This window comes from Achromobacter sp. FW305-C-28, assembly GCF_058783235.1.
The window spans coordinates 215,566-229,026 of sequence record NZ_JBYSYL010000008.1; the positions used below are offsets into that span (position 1 = coordinate 215,566).

Consider the following 13,461-nt stretch of genomic DNA (forward strand, 5'->3'; position numbering starts at 1 on the left):
ATAAAACCATGCCAAAACGGGCACTGATTACCGGCGTTACCGGGCAAGACGGCGCATACCTGGCCGAGTTCCTGCTGGCCAAGGGCTATGAAGTCCATGGCATCAAGCGGCGCGCCTCGCTGTTCAACACCGCGCGCATCGACCACCTGTACCAGGACCCCCACGACCAGCCGCGCAACTTCGTGCTGCACCATGGCGACATGACGGACTCGTGCAGCCTGATCCGTATCGTGCAGTCGGTGCAACCCGACGAGATCTACAACCTGGCCGCGCAGAGCCACGTCGGGGTGTCGTTCGAAGAGCCTGAGTACACTGCCAACGCCGACGGCCTGGGCACACTGCGCCTGCTGGAGGCGATCCGCATCCTGAAGCTCGAAGACAAGGCCCGCTTCTACCAGGCGTCGACGTCGGAGCTGTACGGCCTGGTGCAGGAAACGCCGCAGAAGGAAACCACCCCCTTCTATCCGCGCAGCCCCTACGCCGCCGCGAAGCTGTACGCCTACTGGATCAGCGTGAACTACCGCGAAGCCTATGGCATGTATGCCTGCAACGGCATTCTGTTCAACCACGAATCGCCCAAGCGCGGCGAAACCTTCGTGACCCGCAAGATCACCCGCGGCCTGGCGCGCATCGTGCTGGGACTGCAGGAATGCCTGTACCTGGGCAACCTGTCGGCGCTGCGCGACTGGGGCCACGCCCGCGACTACGTCGAGATGCAGTGGCTGATGTTGCAGCAGGACACGCCGGAAGACTATGTGATCGCCACCGGCATGCAGTACAGCGTGCGCGAGTTCATCAATACGGCGGCGCGCGAGCTGGGCATCCTGCTCGCCTGGGAAGGCGAAGGGCTGGAAGAGACGGCGACGGTGCTGTTCAGCCCGGTGCACGACATCAAGCCTGGCCAGGTCATCGTGCGCGTCGACCCGCGCTATTTCCGCCCGACCGAGGTCGAGACCCTGCTGGGCGACCCGACCAAGGCGCGCGAAAAGCTGGGCTGGTCGCCCCGCACCACCTTCGCGCAGCTGGTCAAGGAAATGGTCGAGAGCGACCTGAAGGACGCCCGGCGCGATGCGCTGGTGGAACAGAACGGCTACGAAATCTACGCCTACAAGGAGTAGTGCGCCATGACCAACCTGGACCAACGCGTGTTCGTGGCGGGCCACCGCGGCATGGTGGGGGCCGCGCTGGTGCGCGAGCTGCAACGACGCGGCTACCGCAACGTGCTGACGCGCAGCCACACCGAGCTGGACCTGGAAAACCAGAACCAGGTGCACCGCTTCTTTTCCACCACCCCAGTGGACGTGGTGTACCTGGCGGCGGCCAAGGTCGGCGGCATCCTGGCCAACCAGAACCACCCGGTGGACTTCCTGTACCGCAACCTGATGATCCAGTGCAACGTGATCAGGGCCGCCTACGCGGCCGGGGTGCGCAAGCTGCTGTTCCTGGGGTCCTCGTGCATCTATCCGCGCGAGGCGCCGCAGCCGATCCGCGAAGACGCGCTGCTGACCGGCCCGCTGGAAGCCACCAATGAGCCCTACGCCATTGCCAAGATCGCCGGCCTGAAGCTGTGCGAGGCCTACCAGCGCGAGCATGGCGCCCGCTTCATCTGCGCCATGCCGACCAACCTGTACGGCCCGCATGACAACTACGACCTGCACAGCAGCCACGTGCTGCCCGCGCTGATCCGCAAGTTCCATGAAGGCCGCGAGGCCGGCCAGGACAGCGTGACCCTGTGGGGCACCGGCACGCCGCTGCGCGAATTCCTGTACGTGGACGATCTGGCGCAGGCCTGCCTGATGCTGATGGAATCGCCGTCCGCCGAGGGCATCTACAACATCGGCGCCGGGCAGGACCTGTCCATCGCCGACCTGGCCCGGGTAGTGGCGCAGGTGGTGGGCTTCCAGGGCGCCGTCGTGTACGACACCAGCAAGCCCGACGGCACCCCGCGCAAGCTGCTGGATTCGTCACGGGTGCGGGCGCTGGGCTGGAAGCCGGAAATTTCGCTGCACCATGGCGTGACGTTGGCCTATGGCCATTTCCTGCGCGAGCAGGCACGCCATCCGCTGCCCGTGGCCTGAGCGCCACGCCCACAGAAGACAGGCTATCCGATGGTCCGATTCATCAGGAAGCACATCGCCGGCAATGCCTCGTTCTGGGGGCTGGTGGAATACGGCATCGGCCCGGTCGCGGCGCTGGTGGCCTTGCCCTTGCTGTTTCGCCAGCTGGGCACGGTGGGCTTCGGCCAGTATTCCATGATCATCGCGCTGGCCGGCTTCGGCAACGCCGCCAATCTGGGCGCCGCGGTCACCGCCACCAAGCTGGTGTCCGAACGCATGCACGAACCGGGCGGCGCGCTGCGCGCGGCCGGCGTGGCCATGTCGCTGATCGGCTGCGCGCTGGGCGTGGTGACGCTGGTGGCCATGGTGCTGTGGCTGGCGGTGGACCTGGGCTGGCCGGCGGCCACCTTTGGCGGCGTGGCGGTGACGCTGCTGGCGATGCCGGCGCTGGCCATCTACCTGACCCAGCAGTACGACCAATTGATGTCCGGCTGCCTGAAGGGCCGGGAAGACTTTCGCGCCACGGCGCTGTGCGAGGTCGTCAGCCGCAGCGGCACGATGGCGCTGGCCTGCGCCACGGCCTGGCTGACCGCCTCGCCCACCTGGACCGGACTGGCCCAGGCCGTGGGGTTGCTGCTGGCCGGTTCGGTGAAGATGCGCGTATTCGCCCGCCGCTACGGCCGCGTGCTGGTGCGCCCGGTGCGCGATCGCGGCGCCATGGCCGATGCCTTCCGGTTTTCGCGCTGGTCGTGGCTGAACAGCCTGAGCGCGCTGGCCTTCGGCTCGGTCGACCGGGTGCTGGTGGGCAGCCTGATGGGGCCGGCGGCGCTGGCGATCTATACCGTCGGCGTGCAGGTGGGCCAGATGATCCACACCGCATCGGTGGCGATCTTCCAGAAGGCCATGCCGCGCGTCAGCCGCCTGTCGGTGTCGCCGCCCTACCCCGGCGCGGCCGAGGCCGAAATCCGCCGCATGATGCTGTGGAACCTGGCGTTGTCAGCCAGCGCCACGCTGGCGGTGCTGGCGGTCAGCCAGCCGCTGCTGGACCTGTTGCTGGGCGATGCCGTCGCTCACGGCCACCTGAGCACGTTCCGGCTGCTGATCGTGGCGTCGGGCCTGCTGTCGCTGAATGCGGCCGCCCACTTCTCGCTGCTCGGGCTGGGCAATTCCCGCGCGGTGGCCATTCTCAATGGCCTGGGCGGCCTGGCCATGCTGTGCGTCATGGCGGCCCTGGTGCAGGCCGCCGGAGAACATGCCGCGGCCTGGGGCCGCATGGCTTACGCGGCGATCACGCTGGCCGGCGTGGCCCTCGCCATCCGTCAATCCCGACCAGACTACCCGGGCGCATTGCCTGCGGCAACCCGGTAGCCATCATGTTGAGGTCTTATATGCGCAAGCGTAACAACGAGTTTTCGCGTCAGCTCATCGACTTCGTCAGCGAGCTGCGCCCGCCCGCGCCGATCGCCGGGGGCCTGTTGCCCAAGGTGACCATCGTGACGCCCTCGTTCAACCAGGCCCGCTTCCTGGAACGCACCATCATCTCGGTGCTGAACCAGGGCTATCCGCGCCTGGAATACATCATCATCGACGGCGGCTCCACCGACGGCAGCGTGGACATCATCCGCAAATACGAGCGCTACCTGACCTATTGGGAAAGCGCGCCGGACCGCGGCCAATCGCACGCCATCAACAAGGGCTTCGAACGGGCCACCGGCGACTATGTCGGCTGGCAGAATTCCGACGACCTGTATTACCCGGGCGCCCTGCGCAAGCTGGGCGCGGCAGCCGCCAAGGGACGCGCGCCGATCGTCAGCGGCAACCTGTTCGTGGCCGACGCCAACAACCGCATCTTCCGCAAGATCCACTACACCCCCGTCAACCGCGGCACGCTGACAGTGGTGAAGGCGTCGATTCCGAACCAGGCCGCCATCTTCCGCCGCGACCTCTTGCGCAAGCATGGATTGCTGCAGGAAAGCATGCGCTACTGCATGGACCTGGAGCTCTGGAGCCGGCTGCTGCGCGACGGCAAGAACCTGATCGTGCCCGACGCGATGGGCGTCTACACCACGCACGACGAAACCAAGACCGCGCTGATGCAGGACGTGCTGCTGGAAGAACGTTCTCAGATCGTGGATCGCATCCGCCGCACCGAACCCGGCCTGGGCAAGCTGTTCGAACTGTCGTGCCGCGCGTCCAAGGTGGCCGCCCACGCCCGCCAGGGTGACCTGTCGTACCTGTTCGAGAAGCTGACCACCAAGCTGTTGGGGCGCGACGACTGGGCCGCGCATTGACGCCTGCCACCCGCCATGGAGACGCCATGCAACCGCACCGCCGCCTTTCCACCTTGCATCTGCTGGGGCTGTTCGCGTTCACCGCGCTGGCCCTGAACGATGACCGTTTCATCCTGGGCGTGGGCAGCTTCAAGCTGTCGCCCTTTGACGTGCTGTTCGTGGCCATCGTGTTCGTCAAGATGCTGCGACTGGCGGACGCCGGCGCCTACGCCTTGCCGCGCGGCGCGCTGGGCATGCTGCTGGGCTTGCAGACCCTGTCGGTGATCTACCTGCTGCTGGTGTCGTTGCATCATCCAGGCATCGAAACCGGCGACGTGGCCCGCGACCTGCGCATCGTCTTCTACTTCCTGTGCACACCGTTCCTTTGCTACAAGGACATCGACAGCCCCGCGGCGTACGCCCTGCTGCAGAAGTACATCGTGGCGGCTTGCCTGGCCGTTGCCACGCTGATGCTGCTGGAACAGCTGCAAGGCTTCAACGTCGCCAATCCGCTGCGCAACGTACGGCTGGGCGTCTGGGCGATTCCGTTCGGCGTGGTGTCGCTGCTGTACTTCCGCAAGACGTTGAACGTGACGGGCCCCAAGGCCTATATGCTGACGCTGTACATGCTGCTGGCGCTGGTGTTTTCGCTGAACCGCAGCCAGTACCTGCAATTGGCGGTATCCGTGCTGCTGGCCGTGATGCTCGCGTCCGGCTCGGACATCCGGCGCCGCGTGGTGATGATCTTCGCGCCGGCCGCGGTGGCCGGGCTGCTGGTGTTCGCCAGCATCGGCTACCTCGACGTCCTGACCAATCGCGTCTTCAGCGTCGAACGGCTGGACGAAGATTCCAGCTACGGCGCCCGCATCCAGGAGATGCAGGGCCAGATGGATTCGTTCGCCGAAAGCCCCGTGTTCGGCAAGGGCGCGGGCTTTCGCAGCTGGGTCATGGGCGAGAACGGCTTCGAGCTCAGCACCTTCGCCCACAATTCCTGGGCCTTCTACCTGATGAAGTTCGGCATTGTCGGCACCATCATGATCATGCTGCCGCCGCTGTTGATCCTGCTGCTGACGCTGTTCCGGCGCTATGCGCATCCCGGACTGGAGCTGCACCGGCGCTACCTGCTGGCCACCGCGCCGATGTACATCTTCGTCGATTCGCTCTCCGGTGGCCTGGCGTATGCGCCCAAGACCGCCTTCACCGGTTTCCTGCTGTGCTATTGCCTGTCGCTGATGCGCAATGCCCGCGCCATGCCCGTGCCACGGCCCGCCGCCGTGGTTCCCAGCCCCCGCCCGGACACCGAGCGCCGGGCGCTACCGCGAGTCATGCCCCATGCCTGATGTCCTGTTCGTGGCGCCCGATCTGCACGGCGGCGTCGGAAGATGCGTTGCCTTCATCGCCGATGCCCTGCCCCAGCGCGGCGTGCCGGCCGCGCTGTTCCTGCTGCGTTCGCGCAACCGCGAATACCCGGTCGCCAATCCGCGGGTGACGCGGGCGCTGCCGGTGCTGGAATCGCCCGGCGCGCTGCGGCTGCAGCTGCCGCTGGCATTTGCGCGCCTGGTCGCGCAGATCCGGCGCGACAAGCCCGCGGTGGTGTGTTCGCACGGCCTCTTGTGCAACATGCTGGTGGTGCTGGCCAAGAAGGTGCTGCGCGGCCAGTTCGCGACGGTAGCCTTCGAACACAGCAGCCCGGCCATTCATTACGGCGCCTCGCGCATGCGGCGCCTGAAGTGCTGGCTGGTCAGCCAGACCTACCGCCGCCATGACGCCGTGGTCGGCGTGTCGCGCGGGGTCAAGGAAGACCTGGTCAGCATGTTCCCGCCGCTTCGCGGCAAGGTCCTCACGATCTACAACGGCGTGCCGCTGGAAGATGTGCGCGAGCAAAGCGCTGCCTGGCCTGCGCCGACGCCGCCCGACGGCGCCGCGGCCCCGTACCACGTGGTCGCCGTGGGGCGCCTGGAAGCCGTCAAGGACTACGCGACCCTGATCGACGCGGCCGCCCTGCTGGACGACCCGGGCATCCGTTTCACCATCCTGGGCGAAGGGTCCGAGCACGCGGCGTTGCAAAAACGCATCGACGCCCGTGCATCGCGCAGCCCGGTCACGCTGGCCGGCCACATCGACAACCCCTTTCCCGTGATCGCCGGCGCCGGCGCCTTTGCCCTGACCTCGCTGCGCGAGAGCTTCGGCAACGTGCTGGTCGAAGCCCTGTGCCTGGGCGTGCCGGTGATTTCCACCGATTGCCCGCATGGCCCGGCCGAGATCCTGGACTCGGGCCGCTACGGTCTGTTGGTGCCGGTGGGCGACGCAGCGGCGCTGGCCGCTGCGGTGCGCCGCCTGGCCTACGACGGCGAGATGCGCGAACGGCTGGCCGCCCAGGGCCCCGAACGCGCCGACGCCTTTTCACTCGAACGGCATTGCCACGATGTCATCGCGCTGTTCCAGCCGCTGCTGCGGCGCGGCGCGCCCTGAACAGGAAAGCACCATGTCCAAGATACCGGTATCCGTCGTCGTCATGACGAAAAACGAGGAACGCAACATTGCCAAGTGCCTGAAGGCGCTGGCCGACTTCGACGAAGTCTTCGTGGTCGACTCCAACAGCACCGACGCCACCTGCGCCATGGCCACGGCGCTGGGCGCCAAGGTGTCCAACTTCCAGTGGAACGGCAAGTACCCCAAGAAAAAGCAGTGGTGCCTGGAACAGCTGCCCTTCAGCCATCCCGTGGTGCTGTACGTGGACGCCGACGAGGAAATGACGCCGGCGCTGGCCGACGAGATCCGGGCCGCGTTGCCGCGCTTCGCGGCCGGCGCAGGCGGCGCCTTCGTGCCGTTCGACTACGTGTTCTGCGGCAAGAAGCTGCTGCATGGCCACCGCGTCTACAAGCTGGCGCTGCTGGCCCGAGATCGTTCGCGCTTCCTGGATTACGACGACCTGGACGTGGCCCACATGTGGGAGGTGGAAGGCCACTACCAGCCCCAGGTGCAGGGCGACACCTTCGCGCTGCGCGCCCGCATGGTGCACAACGACCACGATTCGCTCTACCACTACTTCGACAAGCACAACCGCTATTCCGACTGGGAAGCCAACCTGCGCATCAAGGGCCTGATGAACGACCCGCGCGAAGCCAACGTGGGCGCGCGCGCATTGCTCAAGCGCGTCTTCCAGGCCATGCCGTTCAAGGCGCCCATTTCGTTCCTGCATTCCTACGTGCTGCGGCTGGGCTTCCTGGACGGGCGCGCGGGCTTTGACTATGCCGTGGCCCGCGCCATGTATTACTGGCAGATCCGCATCAAGACCGAAGAGATCCGCAAGGCCCGCCAGGCCGATGCCGGGCAGGCACGCAGCGACGCCCTGCCGGGGGCCGCCAAATGAGCGCGCTGCAACGGCTGGACCAGTTCGCGCTTGCCCCCGGCCAACGCGGCCGTTCGGCGCTGACCGTGCAGCTGTGGTGGCTGGTGCAGGGGTCCCTGTTTCGCTGGTCGCCGCAGGTGGCCTATGGCTTTCGCCGCTGGCTGCTGCGCCGCTTTGGCGCGCGGGTGGGCAAGAAGGTGCTGATCCGCCCCAGCGTCACGGTGACCTACCCCTGGAAGGTGGACATCGGCGACTACGCCTGGATCGGAGACGATGCGGTGATATACAGCCTGGGCCCGGTGCATATCGGCGCGCATGCCGTGGTGTCGCAACGCAGCTACCTGTGCGCCGCCGATCATGACGCGGCGCAGCCCGACTTTCCGCTACGCGAGCGCGCCGTGCGCATCGAGGACGGCGCCTGGGTCGCCACCGACGTGTTCGTCGGCCCCGGCGTCACCGTCGGCCGCGAAGCCGTGGTGGGCGCGCGCAGTTCCGTGTTTCGCAGCCTGCCGCCCGCCATGGTGTGCCACGGCAACCCCTGCCGGCCCGTCAGGCCCCGCGTGGCGCCGCCGGCATGAAGATCCTTCTGTACGGCATCAACTACGCGCCGGAACTGACCGGCATCGGCAAATACAGCGCCGAGCTGGCCGAATGGCTGGCCGCCCGCGGCCACGAGGTCAGCGTGGTCACCGCGCCCCCCTACTATCCGCAATGGCAGGTGCACGAGGGCTATCGCGCCGGCCGCTACCACAAGGAAACGCGTGCCGGCGTTACCGTACGGCGCGCCCCGCTGTGGGTGCCTAAGCGGCCCGGCGGCGCCAAGCGCCTGCTGCACCTGGCCAGCTTCGCGCTGTCCAGCCTGCCCTCGCTGCTGCGCGCCGCGGCCGGCCGGCCCGACCTGATCGTGGTGGTCGAGCCCGCCCTGTTCTGCGCGCCCGCCGCGTGGCTGGCCGCGCGGCTGTGCGGCGCCAAGGCCTGGCTGCACATCCAGGACTACGAAGTGGATGCGGCCTTCGACCTGGGCCTGCTCAAGGGCGCCGGGCTGCGCGCCGCGGTGCTGCGCGCCGAACGCTGGCTGATGCGGCGCTTCGACCGGGTCTCGACCATCTCCGGCCGCATGCTGGACCTGGCGCTGTACAAGGGCGTGGACCCCGATCGCGCGGTGCTGCTGCCCAACTGGATCGACGTCAACGCTATCACGCCCGACCCCGCCAACCACCTGCGCGCCGAGCTGGGTATCCCCGAAGACGCCATCGTGGCGCTGTACTCGGGCAACATGGGCGGCAAACAGGGCCTGGGCACGCTGGCGCAGGTCGCGCGGCTGCTTGAGCAGGAAGACAGGCTCTGGTTCGTCTTTTGCGGCCAGGGTCCCGAAAAAGCCCCGCTGCAAGCCCAATGCGAGGGCCTGGCGCGCGTACGCTTCCTGGACCTGCAGCCAGCCGACCGGCTGGGCGCCCTGCTGAACACGGCGGATATCCATCTGCTGCCGCAGCGCGCCGGCGCGGCCGACCTGGTCATGCCGTCGAAGTTGACCGGCATGCTGGCCAGCGGCCGCCCAGTCGTCTGCGGCGCGGCGCGCGGCACCGAGCTGGCCGGGGTGGTGGCGCGCTGCGGGCTGGTGACGCCGCCCGAAGACGCCCCCGCCATGGCCGAGGCCGTGCGCAAGCTGGCCAGCAATGGGCAGATCCGGGAAACGCTGGGCGTCGCTGCGCGCCGCTATGCGCAGGACCATCTGCACGTGGATGCCGTGCTGGCCGCGGCCGAGCGGGAATTCGCCGCCGTGGCCGGCGGCCCCGCCCGCCTCATTCCACGTCGCCGCCCTTGACCCCCACCGGCAGCGCGGGCGCGCTGCCGCTACGCACCAATCCCATCTGCACCGCAATGTAGGCCGCCTCGGCCTGATTGCGTGCGTTCAGCTTCCAGTACAGCGTGCGGGCATGGCTCTTGACGGTGGCCACCGAGATACCGACCTGCTGACCGATCTCACGCATGGTCTTGCCCTGCACCAACAACTGCAGGATCTCTTCCTGGCGCTGGGTCAGTTCCCGCAGTTCCTGTAGCGGCGCGGTCGATGACGCCATGGGCCGGCCGCTGGGCTGGGGATAGCATTCGCCACCCGCCAGCACCAGGCTCACGGCCGCGGCCAGCGCATCCGGGCTGGACGCCTTGGGCAGGTAGCCCGCCACGCCTGCGCGGGCGCAGGCGGCCATCACGTGCGGGTCCAGCACCGAATACAGCACCAGCACCAGGCGCGGCATGAACAGCGCCATGGCCTGCGACAGCAGCCCGATGTCCGGCTCGGCCACGCCGCTGCAACCGACCACCAGCAATTCCACGGGCCGGTTGATCGAACTGGACATATTAAGGAGATGGGCTGGCGAAATGGCCAGGATTTCCTCGGCGTTCCGGACACGCTCCAGCACATGCTGGATGGCGACACGAAGCAGAGCGTAGTCTTCGATTAGAACGGTTGTCATCCCGGGGGGAACCTTGTGACGCGGAGCCCAGACACGGTTCCCATGACCAGGCTGCGCCACGCTGCAACGGCGGTTCTAGTGCGTTGCCAGACTCACGGGAATCTCGTCCACTGCGTGGCATCGCTCTGGCGGGCATTGTGATTCGCCATCTCAACCCATGCTTGCGGACACAACCCATGCTATCAGCGGCTACGTTCGCTGAATCTCGTGCAGGAGGATGATTGGAGGAGGAAGGGCGCGGCACGGCGACCGCCGATGCTGCGTTGGATGCCCTAGGCGGGATGGCCGGGTGCAAAAAGATAGCGGGCGGCCGGCTGCCGGGCCGGGGTGCCGATACGCCCTTGCGCTATCCGAGCTTGCGTCCGTAAAGCTGACCGGCATCCACGTCGCGGCCGTTCGGTTCATGCCATTCCAACGTCGCGCCGCGCTGCAAGGCCGCGTAGACCGCCTCACCCTTGTTCTTGACGTGCAGACGTTGGTACAGCGTGCAGGCATGCGTCTTGGCCGTAGCCACCGAGATGTTGAGCATCCGGCTGACGGTCTTGATCGGATAGCCCCTGGCCAGCAGCACCAGCACCTCGTATTGGCGCGGCGTGATCTGCAACAGCTGCGCCCCCGCGCTCATGGGCATCGAGCCCCTGGCGGCGCCATCGTCCAGCTCACGCGTGGGCAATGCGCAGGCCGCCTGCGCCGGCGTTTGCAGCGCCTGTTCGCTGGGAAAGCACTGACCGCCCGCCATGACCAGGCGGATGGCCGCTTCCAGGATCTCGACCGAGGCCGTCTTCATCAGGCAGCCATAGACGCTGGCGCCCGGCAAACCCTGCACCGGCATCGGCAACGGCATGACATCCGTCAGCAGCAGGATCCGTTTCGGGCCAAGCACCCGCTGGATCTCGTGCAACGTGCTCCAGGCTTCTTCGTTGTCCACCGGCAAGCCGTAGATCAACAGGTCTGCGCCGGCATGCGCGCCATCCGCCTTGGAGACGTCGGCGAGCCCCATCCCTTCGATTTCCCACACATCGTCCAACTTGCTCAGAATCTGCCATAACCCCAGCCGCAAGAGCGGGTGGGCTTCAATCAGGACCATCTTGGCCATGGTGTCCTCCTGGTTGTTCAACAGGCCTAGAAGGGATCTTCGCTGTGCTGAAGACTTGTTTTTTTTCCAACCCCGCGGGGGTGGTCCGCGTATCCCGGAATATCTAATGACACCGCACCGGGTCGTTTGGGCTGGGAGACTTTCGTAGCCAACATAACGGATGGCATGAAACCAATCTTATGGTTCGGAATTGGCAAAATCAAGACGCTTCGACTCGATATAATCCGACAAAAACAGAAATCATTCGTTAGCCTTAATCAGCCTCGTAAATCAGGATGAGGCGGGGCCATCATCCTTTCATCCGCTAGGGTTTCCACCCCCCTTGCCCATGGGCAAGGGAGCCGTCTCCCTCTGGGGAACAGCCATAAGGAATGGGTGTGCAGGCCGCATTCAGGCGTGTGAAAGACGGCTGCAAGCGCCAGCGGCGCCCGCCGTGGCGATGGCAAGAATCGGTCGAATTTGCCGGCAGGTCTGTCTATATGTTTCCGCGGACACATTAAGCCCGGGTGCGCCGGCGGCAATCGAAATATAGGTAACATTTTTATTTTCAATTACGCCGCGTCATTTACTCCATATAGGCGAAGTCAAATACCGTGTGACCCCCCTGATGGTGCCAATGGTGCATTGAAGCATGACGCTTCCTCAGGAAGCTGGCGTAGTGAATTTCGCCGTCCGTCTCGACGTAGGTGGACGGCGAGAGTTCTTCGATGCGGTTCAGCGACACACCCTTGCCATAGTGGCAGAAGCCTTGGTACTGCGCACAGCGGATGACCTCTCCGCCAGGAGAGACAACGATGCCGGCGTTGCGGGCCCGCATGGGGTTGCGCACGATGGGGTTGCTGGCGTGTGGCGTCCAGTGGGTGGAACGCGGCGAGTCGGCAAAGAAGGCGAACAATTCATCGCAATGATTCTGGCCATCCGTGCGGTCGATATTGGTTAATAGCCACCAGTATTCACCGCGTTTGAAAATAATGGTGTCGACGGCAGAAATATTGGTCATCAAGGTTAAATCCAATTCCCATTTCAACGGAAATTCCGAGCATTTCCATAACTCTATGCTGCGATTTCCACACGTTTCCGGCACCATGTAGGTCTCGCCCTCATATTCGAATATATAGGGAAAGGATAAATGGTAAGGCAGGTTCAAGGCCGTCCCCAGAAAGCGGAAAGCCCCGTCCTCAAAGGTCGCCACGGAGATAGTGCCCTTGCGGGAGGTGAAATCGTAATCTTCGAAAAATATATAAGGATGTTGATCTTTGGTATATACAAACGGATCCGCGAAAAACCGTCCCTTGGGGGGCTGCAATACCATTGCCTCGGATACCACCGCTTGTTGCCTGGCCGACGGAAACATACCAATCCGCCAGCGCACATTGCGTTTCATGATGCGCCGCACAATCAAATCGGTCATTAACCAGGCCTGGCGGGCAATGTAGGCCGCGCTGTCCCACTCGGCCGGATCGTCGCGGCGCTGCCCGCTCATGATCTGCATGCCGGGCGGCGTGACACCGGGCCGCGCGCGCGCCAGCGCCTGCAAGGCGTCGTAGATCATGAAGTTGCCCAGGCTGAAGGCGCGTGTCTGGTTCTTGAGCCAGAACACTTCGGTATTGAAACTGCGCTGGTCCAGCAACGTATCCGCATCCGCATCCAGGCCCACGCGCCACAGCTTCACGGTGGTGTGGTCCTCGCGTTGGTAGACCTCCCAGAAACCCGCATAGCGGCTGGTAGCAACGGCGATGTCGGAATAGCTCAGGCGCCATAACCCCAGCCGCGCCCAGCCGGCCATGCGCGTGCGCACCGGCGGCAAAGCGCCCAGCAGAATCACCAGGTCCAGTCCCAGCGCGGCCACGCCATCGTCATCGGGCGCATCATGCGCCAACGCCAGCACCGCCGTGGATGCGGGCACGCTGGCGCGCATGTCGCGGCACGTCAGCATCTGGCGCTGCCTGGCAGGAAGCAGGCGGGATTCCAGGCGCGACAACGTACCGAACAGGGCCTTGGCGCCCAGCCGGGGTTTGCGATCCACCGGCGCCTTCTGCATCACCAGCAGCGCAGCCAACTCGAAATCCTGGCTGCGCGCGAGCCACTCAGCCATGTCGTGGATCCACCCGGGCTGGTCCGTCCCGTCCAGCAACAGCCCCACTCTGTAGGTCTTCATGTCTCCTGCTCCTGTGTCAGGGCGAAATGGCCTCTCTGCACCGGAACGGCG

At 65.7% G+C, this 13,461-nt stretch carries 12 protein-coding genes; 9 read left to right on the forward strand and 3 right to left on the reverse strand.

Annotation, left to right across the window (positions count from 1 at the left end; all coding sequences use genetic code 11):
• Positions 1-8 precede the first annotated feature (8 nt).
• The 9 genes from gmd to AC3WMR_RS20305 are packed head-to-tail and all read left to right on the forward strand — an operon-like array spanning position 9 to position 9,504.
• Positions 9-1,118 (forward strand): GDP-mannose 4,6-dehydratase, encoded by a 1,110-nt coding sequence (gene gmd, locus AC3WMR_RS20265; RefSeq protein WP_025140082.1) that lies wholly within the window; start codon positions 9-11, stop codon positions 1,116-1,118.
• Between the two features lie 6 nt (positions 1,119-1,124).
• Positions 1,125-2,078: a GDP-L-fucose synthase family protein gene (locus AC3WMR_RS20270; RefSeq protein WP_492264595.1), complete on the forward strand. Its 954-nt coding sequence runs from the start codon at positions 1,125-1,127 to the stop codon at positions 2,076-2,078.
• 30 nt (positions 2,079-2,108) lie between these two features.
• Positions 2,109-3,425, forward strand: a complete 1,317-nt coding sequence (locus tag AC3WMR_RS20275) for a lipopolysaccharide biosynthesis protein (RefSeq protein ID WP_492264594.1) — start codon at positions 2,109-2,111, stop codon at positions 3,423-3,425.
• 20 nt (positions 3,426-3,445) lie between these two features.
• Positions 3,446-4,348 (forward strand): glycosyltransferase family 2 protein, encoded by a 903-nt coding sequence (locus tag AC3WMR_RS20280; protein WP_025140079.1) that lies wholly within the window; start codon positions 3,446-3,448, stop codon positions 4,346-4,348.
• Positions 4,349-4,374: 26 nt separating this feature from the next.
• Positions 4,375-5,667, forward strand: coding sequence for an O-antigen ligase family protein (locus AC3WMR_RS20285; RefSeq protein ID WP_492264593.1), 1,293 nt, complete (start codon positions 4,375-4,377; stop codon positions 5,665-5,667).
• On the forward strand, positions 5,660-6,799 hold the full coding sequence (locus AC3WMR_RS20290; RefSeq protein WP_492264592.1) for a glycosyltransferase: 1,140 nt from the start codon (positions 5,660-5,662) through the stop codon (positions 6,797-6,799). Before AC3WMR_RS20285 ends, AC3WMR_RS20290 begins: the two co-directional genes overlap by 8 nt.
• Positions 6,800-6,812: 13 nt before the next feature.
• Positions 6,813-7,700, forward strand: a complete 888-nt coding sequence (locus tag AC3WMR_RS20295; RefSeq protein ID WP_492264591.1) for a glycosyltransferase family 2 protein — start codon at positions 6,813-6,815, stop codon at positions 7,698-7,700.
• Positions 7,697-8,257, forward strand: coding sequence for a putative colanic acid biosynthesis acetyltransferase (locus AC3WMR_RS20300; RefSeq protein ID WP_492264590.1), 561 nt, complete (start codon positions 7,697-7,699; stop codon positions 8,255-8,257). Before AC3WMR_RS20295 ends, AC3WMR_RS20300 begins: the two co-directional genes overlap by 4 nt.
• Positions 8,254-9,504: a glycosyltransferase WbuB gene (locus AC3WMR_RS20305; protein WP_492264589.1), complete on the forward strand. Its 1,251-nt coding sequence runs from the start codon at positions 8,254-8,256 to the stop codon at positions 9,502-9,504. Before AC3WMR_RS20300 ends, AC3WMR_RS20305 begins: the two co-directional genes overlap by 4 nt.
• Here AC3WMR_RS20305 and AC3WMR_RS20310 read toward each other — a convergent pair.
• The 3 genes from AC3WMR_RS20310 to AC3WMR_RS20320 all read right to left on the reverse strand — a co-directional run bounded on the left by AC3WMR_RS20310 (position 9,482) and on the right by AC3WMR_RS20320 (position 13,410).
• Positions 9,482-10,156, reverse strand: coding sequence for a response regulator transcription factor (locus tag AC3WMR_RS20310; RefSeq protein WP_492264588.1), 675 nt, complete (start codon positions 10,154-10,156; stop codon positions 9,482-9,484). The genes AC3WMR_RS20305 and AC3WMR_RS20310 overlap by 23 nt on opposite strands.
• A 346-nt stretch (positions 10,157-10,502) precedes the next feature.
• A complete protein-coding gene (locus tag AC3WMR_RS20315) occupies positions 10,503-11,252 on the reverse strand; it encodes a response regulator transcription factor (RefSeq protein ID WP_492264587.1) in 750 nt (249 codons plus the stop codon).
• A 565-nt stretch (positions 11,253-11,817) separates the two neighbouring features.
• Positions 11,818-13,410 (reverse strand): glucosamine inositolphosphorylceramide transferase family protein, encoded by a 1,593-nt coding sequence (locus tag AC3WMR_RS20320; protein ID WP_492264586.1) that lies wholly within the window; start codon positions 13,408-13,410, stop codon positions 11,818-11,820.
• Positions 13,411-13,461: the final 51 nt, after the last annotated feature.

Excerpts from the sequence above, each read along its gene's own strand:
- AC3WMR_RS20320 (WP_492264586.1), bottom strand. The coding sequence starts at position 13,410 with ATGAAGACCTACAGAGTGGGGCTGTTGCTGGACGGGACGGACCAGCCC.
- AC3WMR_RS20270 (WP_492264595.1), top strand. The coding sequence starts at position 1,125 with ATGACCAACCTGGACCAACGCGTGTTCGTGGCGGGCCACCGCGGCATG.
- AC3WMR_RS20315 (WP_492264587.1), bottom strand. The coding sequence starts at position 11,252 with ATGGCCAAGATGGTCCTGATTGAAGCCCACCCGCTCTTGCGGCTGGGG.
- AC3WMR_RS20280 (WP_025140079.1), top strand. The coding sequence starts at position 3,446 with ATGCGCAAGCGTAACAACGAGTTTTCGCGTCAGCTCATCGACTTCGTC.
- AC3WMR_RS20285 (WP_492264593.1), top strand. The coding sequence starts at position 4,375 with ATGCAACCGCACCGCCGCCTTTCCACCTTGCATCTGCTGGGGCTGTTC.
- AC3WMR_RS20295 (WP_492264591.1), top strand. The coding sequence starts at position 6,813 with ATGTCCAAGATACCGGTATCCGTCGTCGTCATGACGAAAAACGAGGAA.
- AC3WMR_RS20305 (WP_492264589.1), top strand. The coding sequence starts at position 8,254 with ATGAAGATCCTTCTGTACGGCATCAACTACGCGCCGGAACTGACCGGC.
- gmd (WP_025140082.1), top strand. The coding sequence starts at position 9 with ATGCCAAAACGGGCACTGATTACCGGCGTTACCGGGCAAGACGGCGCA.
- AC3WMR_RS20300 (WP_492264590.1), top strand. The coding sequence starts at position 7,697 with ATGAGCGCGCTGCAACGGCTGGACCAGTTCGCGCTTGCCCCCGGCCAA.
- AC3WMR_RS20275 (WP_492264594.1), top strand. The coding sequence starts at position 2,109 with ATGGTCCGATTCATCAGGAAGCACATCGCCGGCAATGCCTCGTTCTGG.
- AC3WMR_RS20290 (WP_492264592.1), top strand. The coding sequence starts at position 5,660 with ATGCCTGATGTCCTGTTCGTGGCGCCCGATCTGCACGGCGGCGTCGGA.
- AC3WMR_RS20310 (WP_492264588.1), bottom strand. The coding sequence starts at position 10,156 with ATGACAACCGTTCTAATCGAAGACTACGCTCTGCTTCGTGTCGCCATC.